20 protein-coding genes and 1 tRNA gene are annotated in these 18,128 nt (G+C 59.3%); 10 read left to right on the top strand and 11 right to left on the bottom strand.

The features are described from left to right. The first annotated feature begins 3 nt into the window (after nt 1-3). The 3 genes from ACYQ0G_RS12205 to ACYQ0G_RS12195 are packed head-to-tail and all read left to right on the top strand — an operon-like array spanning nt 4 to nt 2,601. Complete coding sequence (locus ACYQ0G_RS12205; RefSeq protein WP_460103016.1) at nt 4-1,461, top strand: cytochrome ubiquinol oxidase subunit I; 1,458 nt, start codon at nt 4-6, stop codon at nt 1,459-1,461. After that, nucleotides 1,451-2,458 carry a cytochrome d ubiquinol oxidase subunit II gene (gene cydB, locus ACYQ0G_RS12200; protein WP_460103014.1) on the top strand — a complete coding sequence of 336 codons (1,008 nt, stop codon included), beginning with the start codon at nt 1,451-1,453 and terminating at the stop codon, nt 2,456-2,458. Before ACYQ0G_RS12205 ends, cydB begins: the two co-directional genes overlap by 11 nt. After that, nucleotides 2,458-2,601 carry a DUF2474 domain-containing protein gene (locus ACYQ0G_RS12195; RefSeq protein WP_460103012.1) on the top strand — a complete coding sequence of 48 codons (144 nt, stop codon included), beginning with the start codon at nt 2,458-2,460 and terminating at the stop codon, nt 2,599-2,601. Before cydB ends, ACYQ0G_RS12195 begins: the two co-directional genes overlap by 1 nt. Nucleotides 2,602-2,619: 18 nt before the next feature. On the opposite strand, the gene ACYQ0G_RS12190 is transcribed toward ACYQ0G_RS12195, so the two are convergent. Next, nucleotides 2,620-2,695: transfer RNA gene (locus tag ACYQ0G_RS12190), tRNA-Val, on the bottom strand. Nucleotides 2,696-2,763: 68 nt separating this feature from the next. Here ACYQ0G_RS12190 and ACYQ0G_RS12185 point away from each other — a divergent pair. Further along, on the top strand, nt 2,764-3,756 hold the full coding sequence (locus ACYQ0G_RS12185) for an asparaginase (RefSeq protein WP_460103010.1): 993 nt from the start codon (nt 2,764-2,766) through the stop codon (nt 3,754-3,756). A 1-nt stretch (nt 3,757) separates the two neighbouring features. Here ACYQ0G_RS12185 and ACYQ0G_RS12180 read toward each other — a convergent pair whose 3' ends face one another. The 3 genes from ACYQ0G_RS12180 to fmt form a co-directional block, all read right to left on the bottom strand. After that, complete coding sequence (locus ACYQ0G_RS12180) at nt 3,758-4,867, bottom strand: zinc-binding dehydrogenase (protein WP_460103008.1); 1,110 nt, start codon at nt 4,865-4,867, stop codon at nt 3,758-3,760. Between the two features lie 84 nt (nt 4,868-4,951). Continuing rightward, on the bottom strand, nt 4,952-5,701 hold the full coding sequence (gene truA, locus ACYQ0G_RS12175) for a tRNA pseudouridine(38-40) synthase TruA (RefSeq protein WP_460103006.1): 750 nt from the start codon (nt 5,699-5,701) through the stop codon (nt 4,952-4,954). After that, on the bottom strand, nt 5,698-6,606 hold the full coding sequence (fmt, locus tag ACYQ0G_RS12170; RefSeq protein WP_460103004.1) for a methionyl-tRNA formyltransferase: 909 nt from the start codon (nt 6,604-6,606) through the stop codon (nt 5,698-5,700). The genes truA and fmt overlap by 4 nt, the downstream gene beginning before the upstream one ends. A gap of 53 nt (nt 6,607-6,659) precedes the next feature. Between fmt and recR the strand changes: the two genes are divergently transcribed. The 4 genes from recR to ACYQ0G_RS12150 all read left to right on the top strand — a co-directional run bounded on the left by recR (nt 6,660) and on the right by ACYQ0G_RS12150 (nt 9,960). Then, nucleotides 6,660-7,256 (top strand): recombination mediator RecR, encoded by a 597-nt coding sequence (gene recR / locus ACYQ0G_RS12165; protein WP_460103002.1) that lies wholly within the window; start codon nt 6,660-6,662, stop codon nt 7,254-7,256. A gap of 63 nt (nt 7,257-7,319) precedes the next feature. Then, entirely contained in the window at nt 7,320-7,886 is a 567-nt protein-coding gene (locus ACYQ0G_RS12160) for a peptide deformylase (protein ID WP_460103001.1), read from the top strand. A gap of 205 nt (nt 7,887-8,091) precedes the next feature. Continuing rightward, nucleotides 8,092-9,531, top strand: coding sequence for a DNA recombination protein RmuC (locus ACYQ0G_RS12155; RefSeq protein ID WP_460103363.1), 1,440 nt, complete (start codon nt 8,092-8,094; stop codon nt 9,529-9,531). A 117-nt stretch (nt 9,532-9,648) separates the two neighbouring features. Continuing rightward, nucleotides 9,649-9,960, top strand: a complete 312-nt coding sequence (locus ACYQ0G_RS12150; protein WP_460102999.1) for a PilZ domain-containing protein — start codon at nt 9,649-9,651, stop codon at nt 9,958-9,960. Between the two features lie 25 nt (nt 9,961-9,985). Here the strand turns inward: ACYQ0G_RS12150 and ACYQ0G_RS12145 are convergent, their stop codons facing one another. The 7 genes from ACYQ0G_RS12145 to ACYQ0G_RS12115 form a co-directional block, all read right to left on the bottom strand. Beyond that, a complete protein-coding gene (locus tag ACYQ0G_RS12145) occupies nt 9,986-10,801 on the bottom strand; it encodes a TrmH family RNA methyltransferase (RefSeq protein ID WP_460102997.1) in 816 nt (271 codons plus the stop codon). A 2-nt stretch (nt 10,802-10,803) separates the two neighbouring features. Further along, nucleotides 10,804-11,082 carry an HPr family phosphocarrier protein gene (locus tag ACYQ0G_RS12140; RefSeq protein ID WP_460102996.1) on the bottom strand — a complete coding sequence of 93 codons (279 nt, stop codon included), beginning with the start codon at nt 11,080-11,082 and terminating at the stop codon, nt 10,804-10,806. Further along, nucleotides 11,079-11,504 (bottom strand): PTS sugar transporter subunit IIA, encoded by a 426-nt coding sequence (locus ACYQ0G_RS12135; protein WP_460102994.1) that lies wholly within the window; start codon nt 11,502-11,504, stop codon nt 11,079-11,081. The genes ACYQ0G_RS12140 and ACYQ0G_RS12135 overlap by 4 nt, the downstream gene beginning before the upstream one ends. Nucleotides 11,505-11,568: 64 nt before the next feature. Next, nucleotides 11,569-12,465 carry an RNase adapter RapZ gene (gene rapZ, locus ACYQ0G_RS12130; RefSeq protein ID WP_460102992.1) on the bottom strand — a complete coding sequence of 299 codons (897 nt, stop codon included), beginning with the start codon at nt 12,463-12,465 and terminating at the stop codon, nt 11,569-11,571. After that, a complete protein-coding gene (locus tag ACYQ0G_RS12125; RefSeq protein ID WP_460102990.1) occupies nt 12,462-12,920 on the bottom strand; it encodes an HPr kinase/phosphorylase in 459 nt (152 codons plus the stop codon). The genes rapZ and ACYQ0G_RS12125 overlap by 4 nt, the downstream gene beginning before the upstream one ends. After that, a complete protein-coding gene (locus ACYQ0G_RS12120) occupies nt 12,917-14,485 on the bottom strand; it encodes a sensor histidine kinase (protein ID WP_460102988.1) in 1,569 nt (522 codons plus the stop codon). Before ACYQ0G_RS12120 ends, ACYQ0G_RS12125 begins: the two co-directional genes overlap by 4 nt. Next, nucleotides 14,478-15,227, bottom strand: a complete 750-nt coding sequence (locus ACYQ0G_RS12115) for a response regulator (protein WP_460102986.1) — start codon at nt 15,225-15,227, stop codon at nt 14,478-14,480. Before ACYQ0G_RS12115 ends, ACYQ0G_RS12120 begins: the two co-directional genes overlap by 8 nt. 183 nt (nt 15,228-15,410) lie before the next feature. Between ACYQ0G_RS12115 and ACYQ0G_RS12110 the strand changes: the two genes are divergently transcribed. Continuing rightward, complete coding sequence (locus ACYQ0G_RS12110; RefSeq protein WP_460102983.1) at nt 15,411-17,000, top strand: phosphoenolpyruvate carboxykinase; 1,590 nt, start codon at nt 15,411-15,413, stop codon at nt 16,998-17,000. A 175-nt stretch (nt 17,001-17,175) separates the two neighbouring features. Then, nucleotides 17,176-17,997 (top strand): glutaminyl-peptide cyclotransferase, encoded by an 822-nt coding sequence (locus ACYQ0G_RS12105; RefSeq protein ID WP_460102981.1) that lies wholly within the window; start codon nt 17,176-17,178, stop codon nt 17,995-17,997. Nucleotides 17,998-18,128 lie beyond the last annotated feature (131 nt).

Here is an 18,128-nt window from a genome sequence, read left to right as displayed (position 1 = left end):
GCCATGTTCGAAAATGCCGACGCGCTTCTGCTAGCTCGCATACAGTTCGCCTTTACGGTGAGTTTCCATTTTATTTTCCCGGCGTTTTCGATCGGGCTGGCGAGCTATCTCGCAGTGCTGGAAGCGCTGTGGCTGAAAACCGGCAAGCAACTTTACCAGGATCTGTTCAAATATTGGCTGAAGATTTTCGCCATCGCCTTTGCGATGGGCGTCGTTTCCGGCATCGTGATGAGCTACCAGTTCGGCACCAACTGGTCGGTATTTTCCGACAAGACGGGCCCGATCCTGGGGCCACTCATGGCATATGAAGTGCTGACCGCCTTCTTCCTCGAGGCTGGGTTCCTCGGGGTCATGCTGTTCGGAATGAACCGGGTGGGCAAGGGCCTGCACTTCTTCGCCACTTTCATGGTGGCGCTGGGTACCTTCATTTCCGCATTCTGGATACTGTCGGTCAACAGCTGGATGCAGACGCCGGTCGGCTGGAGCGTGAGTGACGCGGGCCAACTTCTGCCCGAAGCGAGCTGGTTCGACATCGTCTTCAATCCCAGCTTCCCGTTCCGGCTGGTGCATACGGTGATCGCTGCTTACCTCACGACCGCTCTGGTCGTGGGCGGGGTGGGCGCGTGGCACCTGCTCAAGGATCGCACCAACCAGCATGCGCGCAAGATGTTCTCGATGGCCATGTGGATGGCTGCCCTGGTCGCGCCGATACAGATCTTCGCGGGCGACATGCACGGGCTGAATACGCTGGAACATCAACCGGCCAAGGTCATGGCGATGGAAGGGCATTATGAAAGCCACCCGGATGGCGCGCCGCTCTATCTGTTTGGCATTCCCAACGACAAGGAGCAGCGGCTGGATTATGCGGTGGGCATTCCCAAGCTTTCCAGCCTTATCCTGAAGCATGAGCTCGACGCTCCGCTGGCAGGTTTGGACACGATTGCCGATGAAGATCAGCCGCCGGTATTTCCCGTGTTCTGGGCTTTCCGCATCATGGTCGGCATCGGTTTTCTGATGCTGGGCCTTGGCGCGTGGAGCCTGTTCGCGCGGTTGCGGAAAAAGCTTTACGACTGGAGCTGGCTCCACCGCGCCGCTGTGATCATGGGGCCATCCGGCTTCGTGGCGGTGATCGCGGGGTGGATAACCACCGAAGTGGGCCGGCAGCCCTGGACCGTTTATGGCGTGTTGCGCACGGCGGACAGCGCCAGCCCGCTCGACGCGCCGGCCGTGGCAACCTCGCTCATCGCCTTCGTGGTGGTTTATTTTGCCGTCTTCGGCGTGGGCACCTGGTACATCCTCCGCCTGATGAGCCATCCGCCGCACCTTGGTGAGAAGGGCGTCAAGCGCACGGAGAAGGGCCCGGTCCGTACTGCGGGTATTACCCCGGGACCGACCCAGAACCCGGGCTCTGACCCGGACGTGCTGCCCGATAGCCAGGAGGAAGCGACCGATGGGAATTGATTTCGACCTCACGGTCATCTGGGCCTTCATCATCGCCTTCGCCGTCTTCGCCTATGTGGTGATGGACGGGTTCGATCTCGGCATCGGCATTCTCTTCCCGACCTTCAAACCGGGGCAGGAGCGGGATCAGGCGATGAACTCCATCGCTCCCGTCTGGGATGGCAACGAAACCTGGCTGGTGCTTGGCGGCGGAGGGCTGTTTGCGGCCTTTCCGTTAGCTTATGCGGTGATCCTGCCCGCAACCTATCCGCTCATCATCGCCATGCTGCTCGGGCTGGTCTTCCGGGGTGTGGCCTTCGAATTCCGTTGGCGCGACAAGGCACATGAGAAATTCTGGGACATCAGCTTCACCGCGGGCAGCTTCCTTGCGGCCATGTCGCAGGGCATGATCCTTGGCGCGATGCTGCAGGGGATCGAGGTGCAGGACCGCGCTTATGCGGGCAGCTGGTGGGACTGGCTGACACCCTATACGCTGCTGACCGGCGTGGGCACCGTAGCAGGCTATGCCCTGCTGGGTGCAACCTGGCTGATCTGGAAGCTGGAAGGCGACGCGCAGCACCATGCCCGTGGACTCGCCAAGAAAGCGTTCCTGGCGACACTCGCCCTGATGGGGGCCGTCAGTGCCTACAACCTCGTTCTCAACCCCGAATATTCCGACCGCTGGCTGACCGCGCCCGAGATTTACATCACCGCATGGGTGCCGATCGTGACCGCCGTGATTGCGCTTTCGCTGCTGGGGGCGCTCCGCAAGGAGCGGCACAGCAAGCCGTTCTGGCTATCCATCGCGCTGTTCTTCCTTGGCATGGCCGGTCTTGGTCTGACCATCTGGCCCAATGTCATCCCGCCGGGCGTGACGATCTGGGACGCTGCCGCACCGGAGAAAAGCCAGATATTCATGCTGATCGGCGTGGCAATCACGATGCCGCTCATCCTTGCCTACACCGCCTGGGCCTATTGGGTCTTCCGCGGCAAGGTGGGTACGGAAGGCTACCACTGATGAAGTTCGACCCGCTCTCCGGCGCTGAAGACGCGGAGAAAGCCCCGCTTTGGCGCCGGGTGGGGTGGATGGTGATGATCTGGATTGCCAGCGTCGCCGTTCTCGGCGCGGTGGCCTACGGGCTCAGGCTGTGGCTGAAATGAAGACCCGAAGCGTTGAACTGGTGGGCGATGACGGGCTCGAACCGCCGACCCTCTCGGTGTAAACGAGATGCTCTACCAACTGAGCTAATCGCCCCGACCAGCATCGGGTGAAGCGCCACATAGCGTGCGTGACGCATAAATCAATTCCCGCTAGTGCGCTTTATGATGACAAGCACGAATTCGACCAGCCTTACCGTCCTTGCCACCGGCGGCACAATCGCGGGAATCGCCGGTTCTGCGATAGCCAAAGAGTATCGCGCGGGTGAAATCGGGATCGAAGATTATCTCGAAAAAGTCGGTGGTCTGGGGCTGGGCGCCGACCTTTCAGGCCGTCAGATCGCCAATATCGATTCGGCCGACATGGGGCCTACGGTCTGGAATCCGCTCCATGCGGCGATCATGGAATCGATGGCTGACGATAACTGCCGCGGCATCATCGTTACGCATGGCACCGATACGCTGGAAGAAACTGCCTTCTTGCTCGACCTGACATTACCGGCGGACAAACCGGTAGTCGTAGTGGGCGCGATGCGGCCTGCCGATGCGGTCGGCTACGATGGCCTGAGGAACTTCGCCAGTGCAGTGCGGGTTGCCAGCGACCCGGATGCTGCGGGGCGCGGTGTACTCGTAGTGATGGGGGACCGGGTGTTTGCCGCGCGCGATGTGCGCAAGGTTCGCACGCGCGGCACGGAAGCCTTCCGTGGCTTTCCGCGCGAATCGATCGGTCTCGTCACGCCTGCCAGTCTGGAATGGTTCGGTGCGCCATGGCGGAAGGGCAGGGGGCCGGCATTCGCGTGGCGCGACCACCTTCCCGAAGTCGTGATTGTCTACGCCTATGCCGGACTCGATGAATCGGTCGTGAGGCGCCAAATTGGCGAGGCGACCAAGGGCATCGTCGTTGCCGGACTGGGAGAGGGCAATATGCCGGACCCGGTTCGCCAGGCTCTGCTTGCCCAGGCTCGCAATGGCCTGCCCGTAGTCCGGGCTAGCCGAACCGACGAAGGTCTTGTCGACCGTGAGCCGGAAGATGAGGAAAACGGCTTCATCGCAGCGCGTGCCCTGAACCCCCAGAAAGCGCGCGTACTTCTGCAATTGCTTCTGGCGTACGGGATCACCGACCCCGCCGCCATCCAGCAAAAGTTCGACCGTCGTTAGGTCAGCCCTGGGGCGTGACCAGATATTTCTGGCCGGTTTTCATCTCGCGATAGTCTAGGATGGCATCCTTGGTCAGCATCGCCTCAAGATCGACCTTCGCCTTGTAACTGCTGGCAAAGGTGGTGGTGAGGTTGTCCAGCACGCGCTTACGCATCCGCGCCATCGTTTCCTGACCCGCCTGCTGGAGGAAGGGGAACAGGAGCCAGCCGGACAAGGTCCAGCCAAAACCGTATGACGGCGTCAGCGTGGTCGGGCTGACATCCAGGCGGCCGTAAATGAACATGCGTTTCGCCTGGTTCGAACCGTAGCGCGAATATTCCTTCATGTTCGCCACTGCGACCTGCTCCATGGCCTTGAAGCAACTGTCGACCATCTTGCCGCCACCGATCGGATCGAAGCCGAAGAAAGCGCCCGTATCTTCGATCGCATCGCGAAGTTTCTTCATGAAATCATCGCCCGACGAGTTCACGACATGAGTCGCATCCTGCGATTTCAGCAGGTCGGCCTGATCATCCTTGCGCACGATATTCACGAGGCCAAGCCCGTCTTCGATGCAGATACGGTTGAGCATCTGGCCAAGGTTCGATGCGCCGACCGTGTGGAGGATGGCGCTTTGTCCTTCCATCTTCGTATTCTCCGCGAAGCCGAGGGCGGTCATCGGGTTTACGAAGCTCGATGCGCCCGCTTCGGCGCTGTGATCGCCCAGCGGGAGACACATGTTCGCATCGGCAATGGCATACTGGCTGAACGCGTTGCCCGGGACACAGGAAACCCGCTGGCCCATCAGCGCCTTCGCAGTGTCGCTATCGCCCGTGGCGACAACGGTGCCGGCACCTTCATTACCTGCAGGAAGCTTCTTGCCGTGCCGCGATTTCTGGCCGGAATTGAACGGTTCGGGCATCTTGGCGACAACCTTGCCCGGCGAATATTCGGCGTTCTCGAAATCGGCAGCGCCGGTCAGAATAGCCAGGTCGGAAGGGTTTATCGGCGCCGCTTCCATCTTGACCAGAACCTGATTGCCTTTCGGCTCGGGGAAGGTGACCTCCTCGATCGCGAGAGTGAGCGTGCCGTCGCTTTCAAGCGTGGTGAAAAGCTGCTTGCCAGTAGTCATCCTGTTCCCTTTCGGTGCGTTATTGAAACCTGTTTGGTCGTCTCGCTACGCCTCGAAAGGAGAGTTGGCTAGGGTGCCGTTACGTCAGGCATCGTCCGGATAGGTCGCCTCAATGAAGTAGAGGCCGTGGGGTGGCGCATTGAGCCCCAGCGCCTGCCGATCGCGAGCCTCCAGCGCCTCTGCCATCTGCTCTTCGCGCCAGCGGCCCATGCCGACCAGCGCAAGACAGCCCACCATCGAGCGTACCTGATGATGAAGAAAACTTCGCGCCGCTGCGTGGATGCGCACTTCGTCACCCACGCGCTCGACATCGAGCCGGTCGAGCGTCTTGACGGGGCTTTGCGCCTGACACTGGACCGAACGGAAGGTGGTGAAATCATGCAGGCCGACCAGTGCCTTCGCAGCACGGTCCATGGCATCGTGATCCAGATCTTGCGGTACTTGCCAGAGACGGTTGCGCTCCAGCGTCAGCGGTGCGCGGCGATTGGCGATGCGATAGACATAACTGCGGCCCGTGCACGAAAACCGGGCGTGCCAATCATCGGCGACCACTTCACAGTGGGTTACCGCAATCGGGTCGGGCCGGACTTGCGCATTCAAAGCCTCCATCAGCCTGAAAGGTGCGATATCCTTTTCAACATCCATGTGGCTGCGCATGGCGAGTGCATGGACACCGGTATCGGTGCGGCCTGCACTATGAAGGCGCACTTCTTCTCCGGTGACGCGAAAAGCTGCATCTTCGAGCGACTGCTGAACACTGGGCCCATTGTCCTGACGTTGCAGGCCAAAGAAAGGTGTGCCGTCGAATTCTATGGTGAGCGCGAAGCGGGTCACGCCAGCACGGCGCCCTTCGAAACCGAATTGCCGCGCAGGAAATCGGCGCGATCCATTGCCGGCTTGCCCGCGCGTTGAAGACGGGTGGGGCGGATGGCTCCATCGCCACAGGCTAGGGCAAGATCATCGTCCAGCACCGCGCCGGGCTCGTCCGATCCGTCCGCCAGTTCGGCGCGCAATATTTTGACCCGAACGCCGTCCATGTCGAACCATGCGCCGGGAAAGGGCGAAAGGCCGTGAATGTGCTGCAGTACCTCTGCGGCAGGCTTCGCCCAGTCGATCCGCGCCTCGGACTTGTCGATTTTCTTGGCGTAACTCGCTACATCGTCATCCTGTTCGACCGCGTGCAGGGCATCGATGTCAATAAGCGTGCCAACCATCAACTGTGCACCCAATTCAGCCAGTTCCTCGGTCAGTTCGCCGGTCGTCTTGTCCTCTACCTGTGTGCGCACAGTGGCCAGCATCGGCCCAGTGTCGAGGCCTGCTTCCATCTGCATGATCGTGACACCCGTGACCTCGTCACCAGCCATGATCGAGCGGTGGATCGGTGCGGCTCCGCGCCAGTCGGGCAGCAACGAGGCGTGAACGTTGAGGCAACCATGCTTGGGTGCATCGAGGATAGCTTGCGGGAGAATGAGTCCATAGGCAGCGACCACGCCGACATCGGCGCCCAGCGCGGCGAAGGCTTCCTGCTCTTCTGTCGATTTCAGCGAAGTAGGATGGCGAACCTCGATCCCGAGCCGGTCAGCCAGTTGGTGCACGGGCGTCTTGGTCAGTTCCTTGCCACGGCGACCACCGGGGCGCGGCGGCTGGGTGTAAACGCACACTACGTCATGCGCGGCATGAACCAGCGCCTCTAGCGTCGGCACGGCAAATTCCGGCGATCCCATGAAGATAATGCGCATGAAGTCCCTGTCTGGTCTTTCTCTGTTCCATCAAGGCCCCTATCTGTGCGGTCATGGCATCGCAAGAGATCGAGACGCTGGCGGCCGCGCTGGCCCGCCTTCCCGGGCTTGGCCCGCGCAGCGCGCGGCGTGCCGTGCTATGGCTGGTGAAGCGCCGGGAAAGCGCTTTGCCCGCGCTACTGGAAGCGCTGGCAACCGTGGGCGAAGCTTTGGTCGAATGCGATGTCTGCGGCAATGTCGATACCACCAATCCTTGCGGAATCTGCGCCGACCCGCGCCGCGATGGCAAGGGACTGTGCGTGGTGGAAGATGTGGCGGACCTGTGGGCGCTGGATCGCGCCAAGCTGTTTACCGGCAAATACCATGTCCTTGGCGGCAAGCTCTCGGCACTCGATGGCATCCGGCCCGAAGATCTGAACATCGCCAGCCTTCTCTCCCGCGTCGAAGAGGGCGGGGTGGACGAAGTGGTTCTGGCGATGAATGCCACGCTGGAGGGACAGACCACCGCGCATTATCTGGCTGAGCGGCTGGACGAATACCCGGTCCGCATAACTCAGCTCGCACATGGCCTGCCGGTAGGCGGAGAGCTGGACTATCTGGATGAGGGAACGCTGGCGCAAGCTTTGAGGGCGAGACGTCCTCTTGGCTAGGCGATCACTCTGACCGGTCCAAGTGGATTGAAAATCGCGCATTTCGCGCTTATTTGACCTGTCATGGCTATCCGTGAAATTCTTGAAGTGCCGGACCCCCGGCTCAAAGTCGTGTCCGAACCGGTTACCGAGTTCGACGACGAACTCCGCACGCTCGTCTCCGATATGTTCGAAACCATGTATGATGCGCCCGGCATCGGCTTGGCTGCGATTCAGGTCGGTGTGCCCAAGCGCGTGCTGGTGATCGACCTTCAGCCTGAGGACGAAGATGCAGAGGGCGAAGTCTGCAATCACGGCGGCCATGAACACGTGCACTATCCCACCCGGAAAGAGCCGCGCGTCTTCATCAATCCCGAGATACTCGATCCGGCCGAAGAACTCGCCACCTATCAGGAAGGCTGTCTTTCGGTCCCCGATATCTTTGCAGATGTCGACCGGCCCGCAACCTGCCGTGTCCGCTATCAGGATCTGGAAGGCGAAACGCACGAAGAAGATCTGAACGGTCTGATGGCTACCTGCATCCAGCATGAGATGGATCATCTGGAAGGCATTCTCTTCATCGACCATTTATCGCGCCTAAAGCGCGGAATGGCGCTGAAGAAACTGAAGAAGCTGCGCGAGGCGGCTTAATACTTTCGAGAAGTACCGGAATTCGAAGAGGCGATCCGCGCGAAGCTGGTCGCCTTTTTCGTCGGACAATTTGATCGTGTGGTGTTGGTCCACGCGAACGCGCTCAGGCGAATAGGGCTATCAAATATCGAAGCCACGCACTCTCATGGGGAAACCGTTGGAAACGGGGCTGGTGTTCCTTATGTGTTCCCCATAGGTTGGAATGATGGATCCGACTCTAATCGCTATCATTTGCCTCATCCTGGGCCTCGGCCTGGGTTATTTTCTCGGCCATCGCTTCGGCTCGGCCCCTGCCAAGGATTGGCAGGCGCGCCATGGTGAGCGCGATGCCGAGGCGAGGGAACTGGATGATAAATTCCGCCGCGCCATTGTCGATCTGGAAAATGCGACTGTCCGGGCCCAGCGTGCCGATGCGCTCGATGCTGAACTGCGCGAAACACGGCGCATCCATGAAGAGGGTATGGAAGCCCTTCGTCGTGAGAAGGCAGCGCAGGGTGCAGAGCTTGCCACGCTGAAGGAGAAGACCGCCAATTTCGACGAGCAGAAACGTCTCTTGATCGAGGCGCGGGAAGAACTGCTGAGAGAATTTCAAAACACCGGCTCTGCCGTTTTGACCAAGGCGCAGGATGCCTTCCTCGAACGCGCGAACGAGCGGCTGGGGCATTCGGAGAAAACCAGCGAGGAAAAGCTGCGCGCCTTGCTCGATCCGGTCGGCAAGCGGCTGGAAGCTTACGAGAAACAGGTCGCCGCGCTGGAAGAAAAGCGCACCGATGCCTTTGGCCGGCTGCACCAGCAAATTACCGAGATGCAGCGCGGGCAGGAAGAGGTCCGGCGCGAGGCACAGCGGCTGGGTAACAGCCTGACCAATGCCCCTAAGGCGCGCGGGCGCTGGGGCGAACGCGCGCTGCAGAATGTGCTCGAACAATGCGGGCTGTCCGAACATACCGATTTCATCCTCGAACATTCCATCGAAACGGACGAGGGGCGCCTGCGTCCTGATGCCATCGTCAATGTCCCGGGGCAGAAGAAGCTCGTCATCGATGCCAAGGTCTCGCTCAATGCCTATCAGGAAGCCTTCGAGGCGGAGGATGATCAGGAGCGCAAGCGGCATCTCGATTTGCATGCCAAGTCGATGCGCAACCATGTCCAGACGCTTGGCAGCAAGGGGTATCAGAGCCAGTTCGATGACGCGCCGGACTATGTCGTCATGTTTGTACCGGGCGAACATTTCGTGGCGGCCGCGCTCGAACATGATCCCGAATTGTGGGATTTCGCCTTCCGCAACAAGGTGCTGTTGGCCACCCCGACCAACCTTGTCGCGATCGCGCGCACGGTCGCGCAGGTCTGGCGCCAGGACAAAATGGCCGACGAGGCACGGGAAATTGGCGCAATGGGTGCCGAACTCTACGATCGCCTGCGCGCCGCGTCCGAGCATCTCAAACGCGTCGGCGGCGGGCTGGAAAGCGCCGTGAACAATTACAACAAATTCGTCGGCAGTTTCGAGCGCAACGTCCTGTCCTCTGGTCGACGAATGGCCGATAAGGGCATTGAGATCGGGAAAGCCGAAATTCCCGAAGTGCCGCTCGTCGAAGCTGGCCCACGCTACAGCAGCGAAGACGCGGCCCAAATTAAGGACGATCATTAGCGCATCAGAGCGATCCGCCTTTGATTAGTCATTTTTAAAGAAAATTGCGGTATCGTTTACCCTTAATAATGACGGCAATCCTGGGTCGCGGCTGGATAGGGGGTCCGGAACAGACCGATGGAACTACGCAGAGAACCTCGATATTCCATCTCTACGTTGGGGCGATACCGGCGTGGCACAGGGATCCGTTTCGATATATCAATCAAGGACTTGTCCGAATACGGATGCCAGTTCTACGATATCGTCGGGCGATTGGAGGTAGGGGACGCAATCACGCTGCGCATCGGAAAGATTGGCCCATTGCATGCCAAGGTGCGATGGATCGAAAAGCGTCAGGCAGGGGTGGAATTCGACCAGCCGCTTTACCCTGCGGTCCTCGAACACATCATCGCTGAAGGTGGCACAGACGAACTTCGCACTTTCGGTTAATCCGAAAGGCTGGTCTCTCAAAAAACTACTTATCCAAACCTAGCCCAGACAGCACTTCATAGCCCAGCACCGCAGCAGCCACTGAAGCGTTCAAGCTGTCGGCACGGCCCATCATCGGCATCGTCACCCTCAGATCGCAAGCCATCTCATATTCTTCAGGCAGACCGCGGCTCTCATTACCAACCATTACAAAGCAAGGCGCCGCATAGGGCGCGCCGCGATATGGCTGAGCTTCGCGTAAACTCGCCGCCACCAATTGCCCTGATCCCTGTCGCAGCCACTGTTCGAACTCAGCCCATTCGGTCTGTGCGATTGCCTGGGTGAATACGGCACCCATACTCGCTCTCACCGCTTCCACGCTGAACGGATCGGCGCAATCGTCGATCAGGATTAGTCCGCCTGCACCGATCGCATCACCGGTGCGGAGCATAGTGCCCAGATTGCCCGGATCGCGCAGGGCTTGCGCAACGAGCCAGATATTTGAGGCGTCCCGCTTCAGCGAGCTGAGAGACGTGTCGAACTCTGCAAAAACCCCGGTAACAGCTTGCGGGTTGTCCTTGCCAGTGATCTTGGACAGGATGTCCGGCGAGGTTTCGATCACTTCGCCCCCGTTCGCATCGACAGCATCTTCAAGCGCCGTAAGCAGGGGATGAGGATCGCGCCTATCGGCCAGAACCAATATCTCCGGGATGTGCCCGCACTCGCGCGCATCCGTAAGCAAACGCAGCCCCTCCGCGAGGAACTTCTTCTCACGCTTGCGATGCTTCTTTTCGCGCAGAGCGCGCAGCGCTTTCACGGTTGGATTTGAATAGCCGGTGATTATCCGGCGGTCCGCCGACATTCTCAGGGCTCCCCGAAACCGTCCTCGACCATCGCGGAAAGATCCGCCAACACCGCATCCGCACTGTGGCCGTCTACGATGATTTCGATCGTGTCACCCTTGGCGGCGCCTAGCATCATCAAGCCAAGTATGGACCCTCCGGCAGCTTCATTGTCACCTTTCGCCACGCGCACGCTGCAACTGTCGGGAAGTTCGGCTACGGCGCCGACGAATTTCGCGCTTGCCCGGGCGTGCAGCCCTCGCTGGTTGACAACCTCGACCTTTTTCCTGACTTCGCTCAACTTGCTTTCCGCGCGCTATCGAGGTCTTGGCCGAGGAATTCGCTTGCCACGGTAATGTAATTTCGCCCGGCCGTTTGCGCCGCGTGTACAGCATCCACCACATTCATACTCTTGCGGGCGCCAGCGAGGCGGATGAGCATCGGCAGGTTGATTCCAGCGATGACCTCGATCCGTCCCGTATCCAGCAGCGAGATCGCCAGATTGGACGGTGTTCCCCCGAAAAGGTCGGTCAGGATGATCGCACCCTCTCCGGTGTCGACACTGGCGATGGCATCGGCGATGTCCTTTCGCCGCTGCTCCATGTCGTCATTGGGGCCTATACAGATGGTGGCCACGGATTCCTGCTTACCGACGACATGCTCCATCGCATCGATGAAGTGTTCGGCTAGTTTGCCGTGGGTGACGAGGATCATGCCGATCATGCGGTTATCGATATCCGTTTCGTGTATCGAAATTGTAGACTTTGCGTATTAACCATTGCTTGGGCTAGCTGCGCTCGAACGGATCGGCGGGCCGGCTTTCCAGGTTGCGATGCACAACCGTGGGCGAAAATCCGGCCTCACGCAAGACTTGCGCGGCGGCTTCCGCACTGAATACTGAACGGTGTCTCCCTCCGGTACAGCCGAAGCCGATGTTCAAATAGCTCCGATCCTGTGCTGCATACCGCGGGAGCAGTTCGAGTAGTGTATTGCAGATGCTGGCAAACGCAGGGTCGAATGCGGGATCGCTGCGGATGTGGTCGGCCACCGGTTTGTCGAGGCCAGTCAGGTCTCGCAATTCGCCGATCCAGTGAGGGTTGTCGAGAAACCGCATGTCGAACAGCAGATCAGCAAGTGGCGGCATACCCCGGGCGAAGCCGAAGCTTGTCACCGTAATCGTCATCCCCTGAACATCTTTCTCGCCGAAGCGTTCACGGATGACCTGCTGGAGTTGGTTGGTCGAATATTCGCTCGTATCGATTAGGACTTCGGCCCAATTTCGCAACGGTTCGAGGAGGCTCCGTTCGTCCCTAATGCCTTCCGCAACCTGCCGTTCACGAGCCATTGGGTGAGGGCGCCGGGTTTCATTATAGCGGCGCTGTAGTTCTCCATCGGAACTGTCGATGAAGAGCGTCGTCAGATTGACCCCATCTCGTGCTCCCAGTCCCTCGCATTCGCGGATGATGTCTTGCGGAGCAAAACCGCGGGTCCTGGAATCGAGACCTATGGCGATGGGCATCTGCGATTCACCATAGGTATCGAGCAGGTTTGCTAAGAGCCGCAGGGGGAAATTATCCAGCGTTTCCCAACCGAGATCCTCCAGGACCTGAAGTGCAGTCGATTTCCCCGCACCCGACATTCCGGTGACCAGAAGGATTTGCTGGGTCGCGCCGGTCTTGTTCACTGCTCGACTTCGTCGAAAGAGTTGAGAGTTTCTGGCAGCGGGAGCCCGTGCTTGCCGAGCGCGAATTCCGCACGCAAAGCCTGCGTCGCATCGCCGGGGCGAAACAGGAGGACCGGAACCGCTGTTCCACCGAGATTAGTGGTGGCGAGTTCCATAGGGTAGCGCGGAGCAAGGGTAGTAAGCTGCAGCACCAGCGAAACGGGTGCCTCGCTTGGCGTAAATTCAACCAGTCCGACATTGCGAACTTCCAGTAGACCGCGTGTAGTCTTTGGCGGGCAGGCGAGGGGAAAGCCGTCTTCATCATCGATGATGAGTCCATCGTCACCGATCAGCGTGGCGCCGCGATCAATCAGGGCAAGAGCCAGCGAGGATTTACCGGCGCCCGGCTCACCCGCAATCAGCAGCCCACGACCATCGATAGAGACGGCCGTAACGTTAGGGAGTTTAGTCTTCATTTGGCCAAGGCCGGGAGGTTCAGGACGAAGCATGCGCCGTTCTTGGCATCGGCGCGGTTCTCAACATGAAGTGTTCCCTCGTGCGCTTCGGCAATTGTCCGACCGATCGCGAGACCAAGCCCGGAATGGTTGCCGAAATCCTCGCTTTCAGGGCGATCCGAATGAAAACGTTGGAACACTTTTTCTCGCTTCTCCTCCGGGATGCCCGGGCCTTCGTCGCACACTGTTAGGATAACGCGCCCTTCGCGCCGGTTTAGGCTTGCGTCAATAGAGCCACCCACAGGCGAGAATGAAACGGCGTTGTCGAGCAAATTCTCCATGATGCGTTCCAGCCGAATCCCGACGCCGTTGACGACCAGTCCGCTTTCGGCGGCGGACACGTTGACTATGCGCCCCTCGTTTTCGCCGCGCTCTTCACGGCTGGCGGCAACATTGCGCAGCAATTCCGCCATGTCCACCCGCTCGAATTCCGTACGCGACATTTCAGCATCTATACGGCTAGCATCTGAAATCTCCGTTACCAGCCGGTCGATGCGGCGTACGTCATGTACCGCAATATCGAGCAGTTGGCGCCGCAGTTCGGGATCCTCGACCTTTCCCAGCGATTCGGTTGCGCTGCGAAGGCTCGCTAGCGGGTTCTTAATTTCGTGCGCCACGTCGGCAGCAAAACTTTCAACCGCGTCTATCCGGTGTCGCAGGGCGGCGGTCATATCTGATACGGCCCTGGCCAGCATGCCGATCTCGTCCCGCCGGTCGGGGAGGCGGGGAACCTCTACTTGGCGATCACGACCTTGGCGCACGCGCACGGCGGCCTGCACCAGTTCGCGCAAAGGCCGCACGATTGTTTGTGCGAGAAAGAAACTCAGCAAAGTTGAAACGAGCAGGAACAGCAACACGATCATGGCTACCGTGGTGCGCGCTTCGCGGACGCTCTGTGTGATATCGACAGGGTTGCGCGTAATCAGCAAGGTATCGCCATCGAGCCCAACTGGCGCTGCGGCGTTGATGACATGGGTGCCATCTGGCGCATCGCGCAACACGATCTGCGTCAGGCTTTCCTCGCGGGCACGAACCAGTTCTGGCCATGCTTCAACGCTGTCGGAGGCGGGTTCGCGATAGTCGGGCAGGGCGGGGGCGCCAACCACGCGATCGAACCAACGATCCGTGCGCAGAGCAAAATCGGTCTGGTCTACATCCGCCGGGTCGGGAAGCTCGAAGCTTGGGGGCGCGAGCTGGAAGCTGTCGGATTCCAGATTGCCTTCAGGCCCATAGACCCTGATGCGGAGCCTCTGCTCTTTACCGATCTGGATCAGCAGGGCTTCTTGACGCTGTGGTGTAGCGCCCGCGAGAGCCTCAGCCGTGATTTGGGCCTCGACCAATGCCAGTTTGAACCGCTCGTCGAGGAGTTGGGTTCGGTAACTGTCAAGATAAAGGACACCACCGCCCAGCAGGACGAGCGGCAATACATTCACAAATAGAATACGGCTGGTGAGCGTCAATCGCCGCGACCAGCGCAGCTTGTCCAGCCTTGGATCGCCCCGAAGGACGCTTTTCCGTTCAGCCATCGCTGAAGCTATAGCCCGCGCCGTATAAAGTTTCGATGGCGGAGAATTCGTCATCAACGCTGCGAAACTTGCGGCGCATGCGCTTGATATGGCTGTCTACCGTGCGATCATCGACAAAGACGTCGTCTGGATAGGCAGCATCCATCAATTGATTGCGGCTCTTTATTACACCTGGATGCGCGGCGAGCGCCTCGAGCAACAGAAATTCCGTCACGGTGAGCGAGACGGGTTTCTCGTCCCAAGTTACGTGATGGCGCGCAGGATCCATCCGCAGCCGGCCGCGCTCAATGATTTCCGCGGGCTCTTCACCCGGGTCGACAGGCATAGGCCGCCGGGCGTCGGAACGCCGCAGGATAGTGCGGATACGGGCAAGCAAAAGGCGCAGACTGAACGGTTTGGCGATATAGTCGTCCGCGCCCATCTGAAGGCCGGCCTCTTCATCCTGCTCGTCATCCTTGCTGGTGAGGAAAATCACCGGCAGGGGAGATTGCTCACGCAGTCGCCGAAGCAGTTCCATTCCGTCCATCTTGGGCATCTTGATATCGAAAATGGCAAGGTCTGGCGGATTTCCCAGCAATGCGGAGAGCGCAGCCTCACCGTCCGAGTATACGCGGGTTGCGAATCCTTCCGCCTGTAGCGCGATCGATACGGTGGTGAGAATATTGCGATCGTCGTCGACCAGCGCGATGACCGTGCGATCGTCTTCCTGAGGGGGCGTACCCTGTCCGGCTCCATTTTGCATAATTGCAGCGGTTAACGCAGTTGCAGGGGCAAGACAACGCGCTCCATTCAATCGCCAGCGAATTCTATCGGATGCGATTTGACGTTCGCATGATCGGCGCGTAATGGCAGCGGCAAGAGCGGCGCATTCGTATGCGCCGACGAGTCCCGTTACGTTACCGCCTCTTTTGCGCCGGAGAATTCAGTGACCACCGAGCTTTCCCACTCGCTTGCCGCGCAGGGCATCGAGACCGCCGCCAACATCCACCCCAACCTGACCTCGGAGCAATTGGCTGCCTCCGCGCTCGAGCGGGGCGAGGGGCGCCGTGCCAAGCATGGGCCGCTGGTAGTGGAGACGGGGAAACACACGGGGCGCAGCGCCAAGGACAAGTTTATCGTCCGCAACGCCGAAACAGAGGACACGGTGTGGTGGGACAATAATGCATCGATGAAGCCCGAACATTTTGCGGCGCTGAAGAAAGACTTCATGAAAGCGGTTGCCGAGAAGAGCGATCTTTTCGTGGCGGACCTCTTTGGCGGCTCGCAACCGGAATACCGAGTGAATGTGCGCGTCATCAACGAACTTGCGTGGCATAACCAGTTCATCCGGACCTTGCTGGTCCGCCCGACGGCACAGGAACTTGCCAGCTTCACGCCGGAATATACGATCATCGATCTCCCCAGCTTCACTGCCGATCCGGAACGTCACGGCTGCCGCAGCGAGACCGTGATTGCAGTGAATCTCGAAGAGAAACTGATCCTTATTGGCGGTACCAAATATGCCGGTGAGATGAAGAAGAGCGTTTTCGGTGTTCTCAACTACCTTTTGCCGCCCAAGGGCGTGATGCCTATGCATTGCTCGGCGAATATTGGTCCCGACGGCAAGAGCGCGGTGTTCTTCGGCCTATCTGGCACCGGTAAAACCACACTGTCCGCAGATGCTAGCCGAACGCTGATCGGTGATGACGAACATGGCTGGTCCGACACGGCGGTCTTCAATTTCGAGGGCGGTTGTTACGCCAAGATGATCCGTCTGAACCCGGAAGCCGAACCGGAAATTTATGCCACTACCAAGATGGAAGGCACTGTTCTCGAAAACGTGGTGATGGACGAGAACGGCGAAATTGATCTCGACGACAACAGCCTCGCGGAGAATACGCGCGGTGCCTATCCGCTCTCGTCGATCCCGAATACGTCCGACAAGAACATGGGGCCGCCCCCGAGTAATGTTATCATGCTTACCGCAGATGCTTTTGGGGTTCTGCCCCCGATTGCGCGTCTGACGCCGGATCAGGCAATGTATCATTTTCTGTCCGGCTACACTGCCAAGGTCGCCGGGACGGAAATCGGAGTCACCGAGCCAGAGGCGACTTTCTCGACCTGCTTTGGGGCACCTTTCATGCCGCGCCACCCAAGTGTGTACGGAAACCTGCTGAAAAAACGCATTGCAGAAGGCGGGGCCCAATGTTGGCTGGTCAATACCGGCTGGACTGGCGGGAAATACGGAACTGGAAGCCGGATGCCGATCAAGGCGACCCGTGCGCTCCTCAATGCCGCTCTCGACGGTTCGCTTAATGACGCGGAGTTCCGCAAGGATCCTAATTTCGGGTTTGAAGTTCCAGTGAGCGTGCCCGGCGTCGATAGCGAAATCCTTGACCCGCGTTCCACTTGGGACGACAAGGAAGAATACGATCGCACAGCGACGAAGCTGGTTCACCTGTTTGTAGATAATTTCGAACCGTTTGCCGCCCACGTCGACCAAGGTGTGCGCGACGCGGCCCCTGCAGCCGCCTGACCTGATAGCCTGCTTGCGGGCACACAGTTGGAGAGGAGACCCCCGGCCATACTTAGGTGTGGACCGGGGGTTTTAATTTCGGCATCGCGCATAGAAGGTGGTTTCTGCCCCCGACGCCAACTCGTCTTGCTAGCTTCAGCTTGCGGCAAGATTTAAAAAGGCACATCTTCCCTCGATGCTGTTTCGCAAGACACTACCTTCTCTGCTGTTTGCGCTCGCAGTGCCTTCTGCGGCTACGGCACAGGAGCCATCGACGAGTCTCGCGGAGGCACCATATTCTGGGCCGACTGTCTACACTGCCGATATAGTCGCTCGTTATCCGCATGACGAACAAGCGTTCACACAGGGACTAGTGTGGCACGATGGCGCTTTGTTCGAAAGTACGGGGCAGGAAGGTCGGTCGGTCGTGCGCAGGGTCGATCTCGCCACAGGTAAGGCGCTTGCCGAAAGCGCGATCCCGAGCGAACAATTCGGTGAAGGCTTGGCTCTGTGGAAGAACGAGTTTGTCAGTCTTACTTGGCGTAACGGCGCGATCCACCGCTGGAATGCCGATACACTTGAACATGTTTCCACGTATTCGGACTATCCGCTGGAAGGCTGGGGCCTTACATCCTCTCCTGAAGGCCTGATCCATTCCGACGGCAGCGCTCTTTTGCGTATACTCGATCCCGAAACCTATGCAGTGCGTAGAAGTGTAGAGGTCACGCTCAATGGACGCCCGCTGAGGCGGCTTAATGAGTTGGAGATGATCGATGGTCTGGTGTTTGCCAATGTTTGGATGTCACCGTTCATCGTCGCTATCGATCCTGCTGATGGCGTGGTGAGGAAGCTCATCGATCTTCGGTCAGTCGTGCAGGCTATACCTAATTCAGAGGGCGACGCTGTCTTGAACGGCATCGCCTGGGATCCGGCGAACCGCAGACTGTTTGTAACGGGCAAACTCTGGCCAACGCTGTTCGAGATCAGTCTGGTCGAAACCGAAAGTGAGGTTCGGTAAACTTCAACTGCTCGGGGCCACAGCCTCTTCGTCATTCATGAGAGTGGATTCGAAGGTAGTCGAGTTCGTCGGGGTCCACGCGACGCCTTCTTCTGCGCTCTTTAGCGCCTCCAGTGTATCGCGTGCTAATT

Source organism: Qipengyuania triglochinis (genome assembly GCF_054655615.1).
Note: the sequence above shows the minus strand (reverse complement) of the source record. Positions and strands in the feature narration are given on the sequence as shown.

Excerpts from the sequence above, each read along its gene's own strand:
- ACYQ0G_RS12150 (WP_460102999.1), top strand. The coding sequence starts at position 9,649 with ATGGAACTACGCAGAGAACCTCGATATTCCATCTCTACGTTGGGGCGA.
- ACYQ0G_RS12160 (WP_460103001.1), top strand. The coding sequence starts at position 7,320 with ATGGCTATCCGTGAAATTCTTGAAGTGCCGGACCCCCGGCTCAAAGTC.
- ACYQ0G_RS12120 (WP_460102988.1), bottom strand. The coding sequence starts at position 14,485 with ATGGCTGAACGGAAAAGCGTCCTTCGGGGCGATCCAAGGCTGGACAAG.
- ACYQ0G_RS12115 (WP_460102986.1), bottom strand. The coding sequence starts at position 15,227 with ATGCAAAATGGAGCCGGACAGGGTACGCCCCCTCAGGAAGACGATCGC.
- cydB (WP_460103014.1), top strand. The coding sequence starts at position 1,451 with ATGGGAATTGATTTCGACCTCACGGTCATCTGGGCCTTCATCATCGCC.
- ACYQ0G_RS12180 (WP_460103008.1), bottom strand. The coding sequence starts at position 4,867 with ATGACTACTGGCAAGCAGCTTTTCACCACGCTTGAAAGCGACGGCACG.
- recR (WP_460103002.1), top strand. The coding sequence starts at position 6,660 with ATGGCATCGCAAGAGATCGAGACGCTGGCGGCCGCGCTGGCCCGCCTT.
- ACYQ0G_RS12185 (WP_460103010.1), top strand. The coding sequence starts at position 2,764 with ATGATGACAAGCACGAATTCGACCAGCCTTACCGTCCTTGCCACCGGC.
- ACYQ0G_RS12135 (WP_460102994.1), bottom strand. The coding sequence starts at position 11,504 with ATGATCGGCATGATCCTCGTCACCCACGGCAAACTAGCCGAACACTTC.
- ACYQ0G_RS12105 (WP_460102981.1), top strand. The coding sequence starts at position 17,176 with ATGCTGTTTCGCAAGACACTACCTTCTCTGCTGTTTGCGCTCGCAGTG.
- ACYQ0G_RS12125 (WP_460102990.1), bottom strand. The coding sequence starts at position 12,920 with ATGAAGACTAAACTCCCTAACGTTACGGCCGTCTCTATCGATGGTCGT.
- ACYQ0G_RS12145 (WP_460102997.1), bottom strand. The coding sequence starts at position 10,801 with ATGTCGGCGGACCGCCGGATAATCACCGGCTATTCAAATCCAACCGTG.
- ACYQ0G_RS12205 (WP_460103016.1), top strand. The coding sequence starts at position 4 with ATGTTCGAAAATGCCGACGCGCTTCTGCTAGCTCGCATACAGTTCGCC.
- fmt (WP_460103004.1), bottom strand. The coding sequence starts at position 6,606 with ATGCGCATTATCTTCATGGGATCGCCGGAATTTGCCGTGCCGACGCTA.
- ACYQ0G_RS12155 (WP_460103363.1), top strand. The coding sequence starts at position 8,092 with ATGGATCCGACTCTAATCGCTATCATTTGCCTCATCCTGGGCCTCGGC.
- ACYQ0G_RS12195 (WP_460103012.1), top strand. The coding sequence starts at position 2,458 with ATGAAGTTCGACCCGCTCTCCGGCGCTGAAGACGCGGAGAAAGCCCCG.